The 12,687-nt window shown below is 70.1% G+C and carries 14 protein-coding genes; 9 read left to right on the top strand and 5 right to left on the bottom strand.

The features are described 5' to 3' along the window. Nucleotides 1-8: 8 nt before the first annotated feature. Nucleotides 9-926, bottom strand: a complete 918-nt coding sequence (locus JAV51_RS07400; protein ID WP_197319905.1) for a GIY-YIG nuclease family protein — start codon at nucleotides 924-926, stop codon at nucleotides 9-11. Nucleotides 927-1,054: 128 nt separating this feature from the next. On the opposite strand from JAV51_RS07400, the gene JAV51_RS07395 reads away from it, so the two are divergent. Then, the gene (locus JAV51_RS07395; RefSeq protein ID WP_197319904.1) at nucleotides 1,055-1,390 is read left to right on the top strand and encodes a DUF3140 domain-containing protein; all 336 of its coding nucleotides are present in this window, start codon (nucleotides 1,055-1,057) and stop codon (nucleotides 1,388-1,390) included. A 40-nt stretch (nucleotides 1,391-1,430) separates the two neighbouring features. Here JAV51_RS07395 and JAV51_RS07390 read toward each other — a convergent pair whose 3' ends face one another. Then, nucleotides 1,431-1,664, bottom strand: coding sequence for a hypothetical protein (locus JAV51_RS07390; RefSeq protein ID WP_197319903.1), 234 nt, complete (start codon nucleotides 1,662-1,664; stop codon nucleotides 1,431-1,433). Between the two features lie 102 nt (nucleotides 1,665-1,766). On the opposite strand from JAV51_RS07390, the gene JAV51_RS07385 reads away from it, so the two are divergent. Next, nucleotides 1,767-2,402, top strand: a complete 636-nt coding sequence (locus JAV51_RS07385; RefSeq protein ID WP_197319902.1) for a TetR/AcrR family transcriptional regulator — start codon at nucleotides 1,767-1,769, stop codon at nucleotides 2,400-2,402. A 132-nt stretch (nucleotides 2,403-2,534) separates the two neighbouring features. Beyond that, on the top strand, nucleotides 2,535-3,668 hold the full coding sequence (locus tag JAV51_RS07380; protein ID WP_197319901.1) for a serine hydrolase: 1,134 nt from the start codon (nucleotides 2,535-2,537) through the stop codon (nucleotides 3,666-3,668). A gap of 63 nt (nucleotides 3,669-3,731) precedes the next feature. Here the strand turns inward: JAV51_RS07380 and JAV51_RS07375 are convergent, their stop codons facing one another. Then, nucleotides 3,732-4,484: a LysR family substrate-binding domain-containing protein gene (locus JAV51_RS07375; RefSeq protein WP_197319900.1), complete on the bottom strand. Its 753-nt coding sequence runs from the start codon at nucleotides 4,482-4,484 to the stop codon at nucleotides 3,732-3,734. A gap of 59 nt (nucleotides 4,485-4,543) precedes the next feature. Here JAV51_RS07375 and JAV51_RS07370 point away from each other — a divergent pair, with 59 nt between their 5' ends. Then, entirely contained in the window at nucleotides 4,544-4,927 is a 384-nt protein-coding gene (locus JAV51_RS07370; protein WP_197319899.1) for a DUF5997 family protein, read from the top strand. Nucleotides 4,928-5,087: 160 nt separating this feature from the next. Here the strand turns inward: JAV51_RS07370 and JAV51_RS07365 are convergent, their stop codons facing one another. Next, on the bottom strand, nucleotides 5,088-6,506 hold the full coding sequence (locus JAV51_RS07365) for a S8 family serine peptidase (RefSeq protein WP_197319898.1): 1,419 nt from the start codon (nucleotides 6,504-6,506) through the stop codon (nucleotides 5,088-5,090). 313 nt (nucleotides 6,507-6,819) lie between these two features. Continuing rightward, complete coding sequence (locus JAV51_RS07360; protein WP_197319897.1) at nucleotides 6,820-7,491, bottom strand: trimeric intracellular cation channel family protein; 672 nt, start codon at nucleotides 7,489-7,491, stop codon at nucleotides 6,820-6,822. Nucleotides 7,492-7,948: 457 nt separating this feature from the next. On the opposite strand from JAV51_RS07360, the gene JAV51_RS07355 reads away from it, so the two are divergent. The 5 genes from JAV51_RS07355 to JAV51_RS07335 are packed head-to-tail and all read left to right on the top strand — an operon-like array spanning nucleotide 7,949 to nucleotide 12,601. After that, complete coding sequence (locus JAV51_RS07355) at nucleotides 7,949-9,145, top strand: isochorismate synthase (protein WP_197319896.1); 1,197 nt, start codon at nucleotides 7,949-7,951, stop codon at nucleotides 9,143-9,145. Beyond that, nucleotides 9,142-10,794, top strand: coding sequence for a (2,3-dihydroxybenzoyl)adenylate synthase (locus JAV51_RS07350; protein WP_197319895.1), 1,653 nt, complete (start codon nucleotides 9,142-9,144; stop codon nucleotides 10,792-10,794). Before JAV51_RS07355 ends, JAV51_RS07350 begins: the two co-directional genes overlap by 4 nt. After that, nucleotides 10,794-11,465: an isochorismatase family protein gene (locus JAV51_RS07345; RefSeq protein ID WP_197319894.1), complete on the top strand. Its 672-nt coding sequence runs from the start codon at nucleotides 10,794-10,796 to the stop codon at nucleotides 11,463-11,465. Before JAV51_RS07350 ends, JAV51_RS07345 begins: the two co-directional genes overlap by 1 nt. Further along, complete coding sequence (locus JAV51_RS07340; protein ID WP_197319893.1) at nucleotides 11,466-11,711, top strand: phosphopantetheine-binding protein; 246 nt, start codon at nucleotides 11,466-11,468, stop codon at nucleotides 11,709-11,711. Further along, nucleotides 11,708-12,601, top strand: coding sequence for a siderophore-interacting protein (locus JAV51_RS07335; protein WP_197319892.1), 894 nt, complete (start codon nucleotides 11,708-11,710; stop codon nucleotides 12,599-12,601). Before JAV51_RS07340 ends, JAV51_RS07335 begins: the two co-directional genes overlap by 4 nt. The last annotated feature ends 86 nt before the right edge of the window (nucleotides 12,602-12,687 follow it).

Genomic DNA, 12,687 nt, shown 5'->3' with positions numbered 1-12,687 from the left:
TGAGGCTCTCAGGGCGTCTCGCTGTCGAGAAGGCTCTCCTGCCACTCGGCATACGTCGTGCGTGAGCCGACGACGCGCCAACTTTTGCGTCCGCTAGCCGGGCGGCCGAGTACCACGGCTGCGGCCGCGCTCGGACTGGCGAACACGTGATCGCGCGAGAAGCGCATGGCCCGTCCCTCGGAACACGGCACCAACGTGCCGTCGTCCTCCAATCGCTGACGCAGCTTGCGGTAGTTGTGCGGGGATCCGGTCCACGCGGGGCGGGCCAGCGACCCTTCGCGCACCGTGAACTCGCCGTCGACCTCCTGTGCGGTCGCTCGCGAACCCTTGTTGTCGGTCAGTTCGAGCTGTGGAGACGTCGCTGCCGACGTGCTCTCGGGAGGAGACCCGGGCGCCGTGGGCAGTTCCCGGGTGGACCGCAGGAGGTTCACGCCGAGGACCGGGAGCACGATCTTGGCTTGCTCGATGAAGAATTCCATGTCCGAGCGGTCTGCTTCCGGCAGCGGAATGGGCTGGGGAGCTGTCGAGTTCTCGAGAACGGCCCGACCCGCGCTCTGGGCGAGAGCAATGAAACGTGATTCCAAATAGCGTGCGTGCGCTTTCGTCAGATTCATGTCCTTGCTCGTCAGGACGATGGCGCGTTCCCAGAACTCCTTACCGCCCTGTTCGCGTGCGTGCGCTTCGAGGCGGCGTCCCACGTCGTCGCCTTCCCCGATGTAGGCGCGAGTGTTGCCGGGGCTGTTCGGATCGTCGCCGAGCAAGAGGTAGATGCCGGTGCGGTTGGTCTCCGGGCGCTTGAGCAATGAGCGGAGGTCGGATCGCGGGGCGCTGAGGACGTGCCCGGTCCAGTTCATGATTTCGGCGGTGATGAGGCCGCCCGGCGTTCCGTCCGCAAGGAACAGACGAACCGACTTCCCGAGTCCCATGAACACCTTCCGTCGCAAGCCGCTCCCGTACCGTGCGCAGTGTACTGATCACTGACCGTGGCTCGTGTCGTCGCGTTCCGGGCGGGTATCGACACAGGGGATGGGTGTCGGAAGGCGGGGAGAGCGACATGAGCGCCGACGCGGTGGACGAGATCTGGCAGGACTGGAACGAGGCCGTGAACATGACGGCCGTGGAGTTGGAGAAGTGGCTGGAGACGTCCGAGTCGCGCAGCGTGGGGGACAAGAGTTCCGGCGGCGAGTCGACGGGGCACGAGTCCGGGCGACGCATCGTGCGGCTGCTGCGGTCGAAGAAGAGCGATCTCGACGAGGACGACGCCGCGCACATGCGCAAGGTCGTCTCCTACGTGCACCGACATCTCGCGCAGCGGCCCGACGGGGACGTCTCCGCCACGCCCTGGCGGTATTCCCTGATGAACTGGGGACACGACCCGTTGAAGGACTGACCCGTGCGCACCGCCGTGCCCGCGATGCGCACGGGAAGGGTCAGCGTGTTGTCCGGTCGCCGCGCCACTTCCGCAGTTGCGGGCCGACGACCAGCAGGACACCCACGACGGCCATCAGGACGTGCAGTGGCAGGCGGAAGCCCTCCAGTGCGTCGATGTGGTTGAGCAGGAACCAGCTCGGTCCGTCGCCCAGGATGTTGTTGACCGTTCCTCCGATGCCCTGCACCGCCAGCAGGATGCCGACCGGCTCCAGGATGCCCACGCTCTTGCTCACGGTAGCCCCCAGGTGTCTCAGCAAAGCAATACTTCTGTATTGGACTGCGCGAGCGTAGCACGTCGTGTACCCGTTGGGCACGTCAATACGTATGATCTGCTCTTGTCGGACGGCGACGAGGAGGCGCGAGTGCGGGGTGTCGGCGTGACCTACGAGGAGCGACGCGGTGAGCTGATCGAGGCGGCGCTGCGCACCGTCGAGCAGGGTGGAGTCGACGCGTTGACCTTCCGCCGGGTGGCGACCGAGGCGGGTGTCTCCCTCGGGCGCGTCCAGCACTACTTCACCAACCGGACCGATTTGCTGCGGGCCACCTACGCGCACGTGCAGCGGCTCACGCGGCAGCGGATCGAGGCGGACCTCGCGAAAGCGGGCGTCGAGCCGTCGAGCCTGCTGGTGGTCCGGATCATTCTTCGCTCGTTGGTGCCGACCACCCCGTCGCGGCTGGCGCACCGTCGGGTGGCGCAGATGTTCGACACCGCGGCGCTGGAGGACGCCGCGATGGTGAAGGAACTGCGAACCGGACACACCGAACTCGTCGATTTCCTCGCTCTGCAACTCGGCAAGGCGCGAGAAGAGGGAGACGTCGCGGACGGCGTCGACCCCGCCCGTGCCGCCACGGTGCTGCTCGCGCTCGCGAGTGGGCTCGGTGATCTGGTCCTCATCGGACACACGGCAGCCCCGTATGCTCAGGACCTGCTCGACGAGCAACTCGACCGCATCGTGCGTGGCGGATCCTGACTCCGACCGCGCCCACGCTGGGGTTTCACCCCGAATTCAACGCCCTGACCTACGGTCGACGGTGATCACGAGTCGGGTGTTCCGGGACGTCCGGGCAGCGCCCGGCTCACGACCGTTCCCATGGGAGGATTTTTGAGGAAACGCGTACCCGTTCTCGGCGCCGTGCTGTCGCTGGCGACGGTGGCTCTCGCCGGCCCCGGCGTCGCCGCGGCCGACACCGACACGGCTGCCGACATCCTGCAGGCGGGCGCCGAACTCGGCGTCAGCGACGGTTATCCCGGCGTCATCGGTCTCGTCCGGGACGGCGACGACGCCGAGTACGTCGCGGCGGGTGAGGCCGACCGGTTCAAGGACGTGCCCGCCGACCCCCAGCACCGCTTCCGCATCGGCAGCAACACCAAGGCCTTCGTGGCCACCGTGCTGCTGCAGTTGGAAGCGGAAGGCAAGCTGTCGCTGGACGACACGGTGGCCACGTGGTTGCCCGACGCGGTGAACACGGGGCAGCACGACGGCTCGACGATCACCGTTCGTCAGTTGTTGAACCACTCGTCCGGCCTGCCGGAGTACCTCGACGCGGCGGAGGTGGCGTTGCCGTACGCCGCCAACCTCAACCCGCATCAGCAGTACGAGCCGCAGGCGTTGGTCGACATCGCGCTGAAGCGGGCACCGGTCGGTGCGCCGGGGGAGAAGTTCTTCTACTCGAACACCAACTATATCCTCGCGGGGATGGTGATCGAGGCCGTCACGGGCAACCACCCGGCGACGGAGATCGAGCAGCGCATCATCGAGCCGCTCGGTCTGACGGACACCAGCTATCCCACCGAGCCGACGACGGACGGCGAGTGGATGTCCGGTCACTTCTGGGCCACCAGCCTGCTCATTCGGGACGTCACGGTGTCCAACGTCCAGGTGAGCGGTGCGGCGGGAGCCATGGTGTCCACGTTGGACGACCTGGCGACATTCGAGCGCGCGTTGCTCACCGGTGAGCTGCTGCCCGAGCAGCAGTTGGAGGAGCTCAAGACGCTCGTGCCTGCCAGCGAGGACGGCACGGCCGGCTACGGGCTCGGCGTGATCAAGGCCGAGACGCCGTGCGGTCCGGTGTGGCAGCACACCGGTGGTGTCCTCGGCTACTTCACGCTCTGGTTGACCAGTGACGACGGCGAGAAGCAGGTCGTTCTCGCGGCCAACGAGTTCCACCTCATCGGTGGGACGAAGGGGCAGCAGGACGTCGGCCAGGCTGCACTCGACGCGTACTGCGCGCTCTGAGTGCGAGGTGACGAGGGGCCCCGCGTCGGGATCGGCGCGGGGCCCTGTCGCGTTGGGCGGCCGTCAGCGGCGGCGACGCGGGTTCTTCCGACTGCCGCGTTTCGGGCCACCCGAGCGGGGAGTGCGACGACTCGACGTCGGTTTCGGCTGCTTCGCAGCCTTGGCCTTCGTCGTGGTGCGCTTGTCCTTCGCAGCGGGTTGCTGTTGTCGCCCCCGGGTGCTGTTGACGGTGCGTCCTCGGACGATGCCGATGAATTCCTCCATCAGCTCGGTCGTCTCGTCCTCCAGCCAGGACAGGGCGACTCGGGACTGCGGCGCGTCCGTCACCGGCCGATAGACGAGGTCGCGGCGGTGATACAGGCGGGCGAGGGACTGGGGCACGATCAGTACTCCGATGCCCGCCGCCACGAGCTCGACGGCCGCCTTGGTGGTGGCGGGGCGCTCGATGGCGGGGCGGCCCGGAGGGCGTTCCCAGTCGAGGGTGTCGTCCTGCGGGTGCAAGGTGATCTCGTCGGTCACGTCGTCGAGGCTGACCTCGTCGGCGGCGGCCACGTAGTGGTCCTTCGGCACCATGACGACGGTCGTCTCGGTGTAGAGGGGGATCGCGTGCAGGCCGTCGCGATCGGTCGGCAGGCGCAGCAACACGGCGTCGGCGTCCCGACGACGCACCGTGTCGGCGGCGTCGGCGGGGGTGACCTGCAGCAGCGTGAGAGGAACCCTCGGTACCCGCTCGGTCCACTTCCGCACCCACTTGTCGGGCGTCACGCCGGGAACGTAGGCGAGTGTGAAGGTGGGCTGGTCGTCCGAATCGGGCACCGGACCAGCGTACTGGCGTCGGCGGCACCGGCGGGACGCCGGTCGTTACGCTGGACGGCATGACGTCGCGCAAGAAGCCCCAGACCATGAAGCCCGCGACCGCGGCGAAGAAGCTGAGCATCTACCCCGACGCGGCGCCGGAAAGCTTCCGGGACGGCGTCGTCTCGCGCGACGAACTGAACGCCCTGCAGACGGACCCGCCGGAGTGGCTGCGCGAGCTGCGTCGCAACGGGCCCCACCCGCGTCCGGTCGTCGCGGCCCGACTCGGGGTCTCCATCAGCGGGCTCGCACGTGGCGGGGTCACCGAGGCGCTGACCACGGAACAGATCAACGCGCTGAAGGCGGAAATGCCCGAGTGGCTCGAACGGGAGCGGGCCACGCAGGCGGAGGTGCGCAAGGAGCTGGCGCGGCTGAAGGAGAAGGACGCGCGCCAGCGGTCCTGACCTCGGGACGTCGGGTGCCCGGTCGGCCGGGCCGGTGAGCGTCCACGTTGGATGTATAACGACCTATACGCCGGCGCTGGAGAGCGCCGGCTTCGTCGTCACGGTGGGGGCGTCGACGGCTCGTCGGTTGTCGACGACCCCACCTCGGTGTCCGTCCGGACTACCGCACGGCGGCCAGGGCGTCGACGAGGCCGTGGCCGTAGAAGGAGTTCTTCGCGGCGGGCCCGGTGCACTCTTCGGCGCCGTCGCACGCCACCGGGGTGGCCTTGGCGCGCAGCTGAGCGGCGATCGCCTGCGGCGGCAGGTTGGGGCGCTTGCTCGCGATCAGCGCGGCCACGCCGGCGGCGTGCGGGGAGGCCATGGAGGTCCCGCACTTCGTGCCGTACTGGCCGTTGAACACGCTGGAGATCGGGCAGCCCGCGCCTTCGCCCTCCGGCGGAAGCTGGGCACTGTCGCCGCCCGGCGCGGTCACGTCGACCTCACCGGTGCCGTAGTTGCTGTACGAGGACTTGGTGCCGTTGTAGCCGACCGCGGAGACGGTCACCACGCCGTCGAGGCTCTTGGGCAGGATCTTGCAGCCGGAGTTCACCGGGTGTCCCCGGTTGGGGTCGGTGGCGGGCGGGTCGGTCAGGTCGAAGCCGCTGTTGCCCGCGGCGGCCACGTTCAGCACGCCACGCTGCTGCGAGTAGGCGACGGCGCGTCGCACGGCCTCGAAGGCGGCCGAGTCGCCCGGCTGGCTCGGGCAGTAGAACATGCCCGGGTCGACGTAGTAGCTGTTGTTGGTCACGGCGAAGCCGTGCTCGGCGGCCCACATGAACCCGCACACGGCGGCCTCGGGGTAGATGTAGCCCTCGTCGTTGACGACCTTCACCGACGCCATCCGCACGCCCGGGGCGATGCCGGTGAAGCCGCGAGCGGTGTCCTTGCCCGCGATGGTGCCCGCGACGTGAGTCCCGTGGTCGGACGTCGTCGGAGCCCACGCCTCGGGGTCGGTGTCGGGGGCACCCGTGTTGCACCCGGCCGACGTCGTCGGGTCGAGCGCGCCGACGAGCGCGGGGTGGGTGGGCTCGATGCCGGAGTCCAGCACGCCCACGGTCACCGAGGGGCTGCCCTCGTCGATCGCGTTGGCCTGCGGAGCCTTGATCATCCGCATGTCCCACTGCTGGGCCGAGAGGTCGGTGGTGGTGACGACCTCCACGGTCTCCTCGGTCTCGATCTCCGCCCGGGCCTGGGCGCGCAGCGCGGCGGCGCCGGAGGGAGCCGGGTCGTCGACCTCACGGGCGCCGGAGTAGGCCCGGTCGACACCGACGAGTTCGGCGAAGTCGGCGTTGCGCGAGCTGGCGACGGCGACGCCGATCTCCGAGTAGTAGGCGACCCGCGAACCACACGTGGCGGCCAGTTCGGCATCGACCTCGGCCTGCGGGGTGTGGGGCTCGTACAGCACCACGTAGGTGTAGGGGGTGCTCGTGGTGTCGCAGTCCACGCTGGGCGACTCGGCGGTCGCCGCGGGTGCGACGAGGACGCTGCCGGCGCCGACCGCGAGTGCGGTCGGGAGCAGCAGGGATCTGAAGCGGGACATGCCACCTCCGGTTGGATCCGGACTCAAGTCCGGAAAAGACACACGATCGGGTGAACCTTAAACAAACTGCTGCCGAATTCGTGCCGCCGAAGGTTGTAGGCCGAATGGAGTAGTCCGGTCCGTGGTGATCCGGTGTGGAATGCACGTCGTCGCTGGTGGGCGGCCATAGGCCGTGTGCTGTCGCTCGTCGATCCGGGCGCGCTGGTGTCGACACCGTGACGACGTCGCAACGTGGTCGAGACGAGTCGGGTGGTCTCGTGGCCCCGCGTTGCCGAGTGGATCGTGCGGAAGGTGGGGGCTGGGCCTTCTGCTGTCAGTCGTCTCGCTTCTTGTCGCGGCCGCCGCGACGTCGTCGGCCGGTCGCGGGATCGGCCTCGCGGGTGCGGGGCATTCGAAGGCTGTAACGGACGCCGAGCATGCGGATGGTGAAGGCCACGGCCGCGGGGACCAGCGCGGCGACGAGCCCGTCGAGGCCGAGCCACACGCCGGTGGCGGCCAGCATCGCGCCGACGAGCGCGGGGACGGCGTAGAAGTCGCTGGTGAGTACGGTCGGAACCCGCATCACGGCCATGTCGCGCAGTGTGCCGCCGCCGACGGCGGTGATCACGCCGAGGAGGACGGCCTGCACGCTGCCCATGCCGGCGTCGAGTGCCTTGCTCATGCCGGTCACGCAGAACACGCTCAACCCGACGGCGTCGAAGACGTTGATCAGTCGCGCGTACCGCTGGAGTTCCACGCTCAGGACGAACGCGACGAGAGCGCCCCCGGCGGCGAGGCCGAGATAGCGCAGGTCGCCGAACGTGGCGGGCGGCACGTTGAGCAGGATGTCGCGGATCATCCCACCGCCGAGGGCGGTGACCATGCCCAGCACGAGGACGCCCACGAGGTCCAGTCGTGCGGCCCGGATGGCCGTGAGTGCGCCGTTCAATGCGAAGGCGAACGTGCCCAGCAGGTCCAGGGCGAGGACGACCGGCGAGTGGAACATGTCGTCAGTCTCGCTTCGGTCGGGGTGGGTGTGCTGTCTCCCCATGTCGCTCGGTGCGCGTGGTCACACGTCCGCCGTGACGAACGCAGGTCTCGACGTGTGGGGGACACGATCCCTTTCGTCCCCGAGGCGATTAGGTTAGCCTTTCCTACAACGTGAAATGATCTTCTGTCGAGCGCGGCGACGGAGGGAGGTCGGTGCGATGAGGCGCGGTCTCGGCTGGTGCCGTCGGCCGATGTGGTCGGCGTGCGACCGCTGTCCGGGGTCCGAGTATGCGTCTCGCCGAACGTCCACTGTGTCGCCGCGAAAGGTGTGTGAAAGAACGCTCTGGCAGGGAAATCGCCGACAGCGCCTCGATGTGAGGCGAGTCTCCACGTTCGTCCCGAAGGTCACCTTGTCGCCGACGGCTTTTGCTGATTAGGTAAGGCTAACCATACAACCGTTTGGGGGTGGAGACGTGTCGTCGTCCGTGCTGACGCGGCCGGTGCCCAGATATCGGGCGGACGAGCTGTTGGCCGCGTACCTGCCCGGATCGTTCTACTACTCCTCACCGAGTGGCACCGTCCTCGCGGACGGCGTGTGCGCGGAGGTCCGGACCGAGCCCGGACGGCGTGCCGAAGGAGTGGCGGCGGCACTGACGACGGCGGTCGACGACGGCGTGGCGGAGCCGATGGTGGTCGGCGCGCTCGGGTTTCGCCCGGACGCCGAGGCCAGCCTGGTGATTCCCGCGGTCGTGCGGAGGGCACCCGCACCGGGACCGGGCGTCGAGCCGACACTGGGCGATTTCGGTCCCTGGACGGTCGAGCCTCGGCCCGCGCGGGCGACCTACACCGACGCCGCGGAGGAAGCGCTCCGCAGGATCGACCGTGGTGACGTCGAGAAGGTCGTGCTCGCGCGGTCGTTGGAACTCACCGCATCGCGTTCCGTCCCCGTGCCAAGGCTGTTGGCGCGCATGGTGCACGCCAACCCGGAGGCCCACGCGTTCGCCGTCGACGTCACCGGCCCCGGTGACCGCGCCACCCGCACGTTGGTCGGCGCGAGCCCGGAACTGCTGGTGTCGCGTCGGGGAACCACCGTGGTCGCCAACCCGCTGGCGGGGTCACGCCCGCGCAGCACGGACGAGGCCGAGAACCGGCGGCGCATCGCCGACCTGCTGTCGTCGGACAAGGACCGTCGGGAACACGCCCACGTGGCGTCGCAGGTCGCCGAGGTGCTCGGTCGGTTCTGCGGCGAGCTGCACGTCCCCGCCGAACCCGAGGTGATCGGGACGCCGACCATGTGGCACCTCTCCACCCGGATCACCGGCACACTCGCCGACCCGACCGACCCGGCCTCCTCCTCCTTGGGACTGGCCGAGGCCCTGCATCCGACGCCCGCCGTGTGCGGCACCCCGACTGCGCGCGCCCGCGATCTCATCGCCGAACTCGAACCGCACGACCGTGGTTACTACGCCGGGCTGGTCGGCTGGACCGATGCCCACGGCGACGGCGAATGGGTGGTCACCATCCGGTGCGCCGAGGTGAGCGACCGCAGTGTGCGTGTGTTCGCGGGGGCGGGGATCGTCGCCGGGTCAGACCCGGCCTCGGAACTGGCCGAGACGAGCGCGAAGTTCCGCACCTTGCTGGGTGCGCTCGACGTGGAGGAGGCATCGTGAGCGCCGGGCACCCCGACGGTCCCGACCACGTCGGCTGGCCCGCCGAGGTGGCGGCGCGTTACCGCGCCGCGGGGCACTGGCGAGGACAGACCTTCGGGTCGCTGTTGACCAGCCTGGCCGCCGCATACGGTCCGCGCACCGCGGTGGTCGGCGAGACCGAGGACGGCCTGGCCCGCTGGACCTACGCCGACCTCGACGAACGCGCCCACCGGCTGGCCGCCGGGCTCGCCGGACGCGGCATCGGCGCGGGGGACCGCGTGCTCGTGCAACTGCCGAACCGCCCCGAGTTCGTCTCCGTGATCTTCGCGCTGTGGCGGCTCGGCGCGTGGCCGGTGTTCACCCTGCCCGCCCACCGGAGGACCGAGCTGCGGCACTTCGCCGAACGGGCGGAGGCGAAAGCGATCGTCACCGTCGGCGAGCACGAACGCCACGACCACGCCGCCACGGCGCGTGAGGTCGCCGACGACGTCGCGAGCGTGCGGGAGGTTCTCGTCGTCGGCTCGCCCGAGTTTGCCGAGCTGAGTCGGACGGAGCCGCGCGAGTTCCCCGACCCGGACCCCGAGGGCGTCGCGTTCCTGCAGCTCTCCGGCGGCAGCACGGGGTTGTCGAAGCTCATCCCGCGCACCCACGACGACTACCTCTACAGCGTGCGGGAGAGCGCGCGGATCTGCGCGTTGCGGCCGGAGAGCGTGTACCTCGCGGCGTTGCCGGTCGCGCACAACTACCCGCTCAGCTCACCCGGGGTGCTCGGCGCGCTGCACGCGGGCGCGACCACCGTGCTGGCCCCGCGTCCCGATCCCGACGTCGCGTTCCGGCTGATCGAGTCCGAGCGCGTGACGATCAGCGCGGTGGTGCCGCCGCTGGCCGCCGCGTGGGTCCAGGCGGCGGGCCGTACGGAACGGGACCTCTCCAGCCTGGAGGTCCTGCTCGTCGGCGGTGCGAAGTGTGCCCGGGAGCTGGCCGAACGGATCGGTCCGGCGCTTGGGTGCCGACTGCAGCAGGTGTTCGGCATGGCCGAGGGACTGGTCTGCTACACCCGGCTCGACGACCCCGACGACCTCGTCCTCGGCACGCAGGGGCGGCCGATCTCGCTGGACGACGAGATCCGGATCGTCGACCCCGACGACCCGAATGCCGCGTCGACCGACGAGGTCGCGCCCGGTGAGACGGGGGCACTGCTCACGCGCGGGCCGTACACCATCCGCGGGTACTACCGCGCCGCCGCGCACAACGCCACAGCGTTCACCCCCGACGGCTTCTACCGCACCGGTGACCTCGTGCGGCGGCACCCGTCCGGACACCTGGAGGTCGTCGGGCGGGCCAAGGAGCAGATCAACCGGGCCGGCGAGAAGGTGTCGGCCGAGGAAGTCGAGAACCACCTGATGGCACACCCGGACGTCCTCGACGCCGCGGTGGTCGGCGTCCCCGACGAGTACCTGGGCGAACGGACCTGTGCCTACGTCGTGCCCACCGACGGCGCCGAGCCGAGCGAGGCGCAGCTTCGCCGGTTCGTGCGCGAGCGCGGCGTCGCCGCCTTCAAGGTGCCCGACCTCGTGGTCGTGGTCGACAGCTTCCCGGTCACCGGGGTCGGCAAGACCAGCAAACGCGAACTGCGTGCCGCGTTGGCGGCCCACGCCAGGAACAGGTGATGCGGGTGTCCCTCCCGAAGATCCAGCCGTACCCCCTGCCCGAGGCGGCCGAGCTGCCGTCCGGGCGGGTGGACTGGCAGGTCGATCCGTCCCGCGCGGCACTGCTGGTCCACGACATGCAGCGCTACTTTCTCGCGCCCTACGCGGGATCGCCGATTCCCGAGGTCGTCGCGAACGTCGCCGCTCTCGCCGACGCGTGCCGTGAGCGTGGCGTGCCGGTGTTCTACACCGCGCAGCCGGGCCGCCAGGATCCCGCCGATCGCGGCCTGCTGACCCAGTTCTGGGGCGACGGCATCGGGGCGGTCATCGACACCGACCCGACGGCCGCCGACATCGTCGACGACCTGGCGCCGGGACCGGACGACACCGTCCTGGAGAAGTGGCGCTACAGCGCCTTTCAGCGCAGCGCGTTGGCGGAGTTGCTGGCCGCCTCCGGCCGCGACCAGCTCGTCGTGACCGGGGTTTACGCGCACATCGGGTGTCAGACCACCGCCGTCGAGGCGTTCATGCGGGACGTCCAGCCCTTCCTCGTCGCCGACGCGGTGGCCGACTTCTCCCGCGCCCACCACGACCAGGCGTGCGACTACGTCGCGTCGCGCTGTGGCGTGGTCACCACCACCGCCGACGTCCGTGCCGCGCTCGCGGCCGAGATGACCACAGGAGTGAGCTGAATGACCGACCGATCCGTCCTGTCCGCGGAGCGCGTGCGCGCCGACGTGGCGGAACTGCTGGGCCGGGAGCCCGAGTCGATCGCGCCCGAGGAGAACCTGCTGGACCTCGGCCTGGACTCGATCCGGATCATGAGCCTGATCGACCGCTGGCGCGCGGCGGGGGCGACCGTGGAGTACCCCGACCTCGCGGAGCGTCCCGAGCTCGCGCACTGGATCGCCGTCGTCACCGGTGAGGTGAGGGCATGACGCGCGTCGATCACCGGCACCGTCACCTCGACCGTATCGCCGAGGTGAGGGCGGGTGCCGTCGCCGAGAAGGTGGGCTACCCGATCCACATCCGCACCGCCGAGGTGGTCCGCACCCGGCGGCTCGGCGCCGGGCTCGTCCGGGTCACGTTGGGCGGCGAGGGTACCGAGGGTTTCGAGGCCCATGCGCCGGACGAGCACATCAAGCTGATCTTCCCCGACGCCGACGGGCGGCTCCGGCTCCCGGAGCCGGACGGGCTGATGCTGCGCTGGCCCCGCCCCTCGCCGACGGCGCGCGAGTACACGGTCCGTGCGTACGACCCGGTGACCGGCGAACTCGACATCGACATCGCCCTGCACCCGGGCGGCCTCGCCTCCGAATGGGCCCGCTCGGTGCGGCCGGGGGAGCAGGTGCACGTCGCCGGTCCGCCCGGGGGACTGATCGTGCCCTTCTCCTACGACAGGTACGTGCTGGCCGGTGACATCACCGCCCTGCCCGCCATCGCGCGCTGGCTGGAGGCGCTGCCCCCGACCGCGGCCGGGTGGGCGGTCATCGAGGTGGCCGGTCCCGCCGAGGAGATCGCCCTGACGCGCCCCGAGGCGGTGGAGGTGCGGTGGTTGCACCGCGGCGATCGGGCTCCGGGAACGACGGACCTGCTCGAACGTGCCGTGCGTGCGCTTCCGCTCGTGCCCGACGAGCGCACCTACGTCTGGGTGGCCGGTGAGGCGGGCGCGATCAAGCCGCTGAGGCGCTGGGTACGCGACGAGCTGAAGCTGGCGCGGCACGACCACGACATCACCGGCTACTGGAAGCGCGGGGTCGCCGACTACGACGACCACGACGCGCACGACCACGATCACGCCGAGCACGCGGTGCACGCCAAGCGTTGACCCACCCACCGGCGCCACCGGTGCCGGACCACCCTTCTCCAAGCCGTGTCGGGCCGCCAGGGCCTGCCTGAAACACCGAGGACATT

It is taken from the genome of Saccharomonospora sp. NB11 (assembly GCF_015910535.1).
GTDB lineage: Bacteria > Actinomycetota > Actinomycetes > Mycobacteriales > Pseudonocardiaceae > Saccharomonospora.
This window is presented reverse-complemented; position numbering and strand designations above follow the sequence as displayed.

Excerpts from the sequence above, each read along its gene's own strand:
- JAV51_RS07400 (WP_197319905.1), bottom strand. The coding sequence starts at position 926 with ATGGGACTCGGGAAGTCGGTTCGTCTGTTCCTTGCGGACGGAACGCCG.
- JAV51_RS07395 (WP_197319904.1), top strand. The coding sequence starts at position 1,055 with ATGAGCGCCGACGCGGTGGACGAGATCTGGCAGGACTGGAACGAGGCC.
- JAV51_RS07370 (WP_197319899.1), top strand. The coding sequence starts at position 4,544 with ATGACGTCGCGCAAGAAGCCCCAGACCATGAAGCCCGCGACCGCGGCG.
- JAV51_RS07365 (WP_197319898.1), bottom strand. The coding sequence starts at position 6,506 with ATGTCCCGCTTCAGATCCCTGCTGCTCCCGACCGCACTCGCGGTCGGC.
- JAV51_RS07360 (WP_197319897.1), bottom strand. The coding sequence starts at position 7,491 with ATGTTCCACTCGCCGGTCGTCCTCGCCCTGGACCTGCTGGGCACGTTC.
- JAV51_RS07345 (WP_197319894.1), top strand. The coding sequence starts at position 10,794 with ATGCGGGTGTCCCTCCCGAAGATCCAGCCGTACCCCCTGCCCGAGGCG.
- JAV51_RS07340 (WP_197319893.1), top strand. The coding sequence starts at position 11,466 with ATGACCGACCGATCCGTCCTGTCCGCGGAGCGCGTGCGCGCCGACGTG.
- JAV51_RS07335 (WP_197319892.1), top strand. The coding sequence starts at position 11,708 with ATGACGCGCGTCGATCACCGGCACCGTCACCTCGACCGTATCGCCGAG.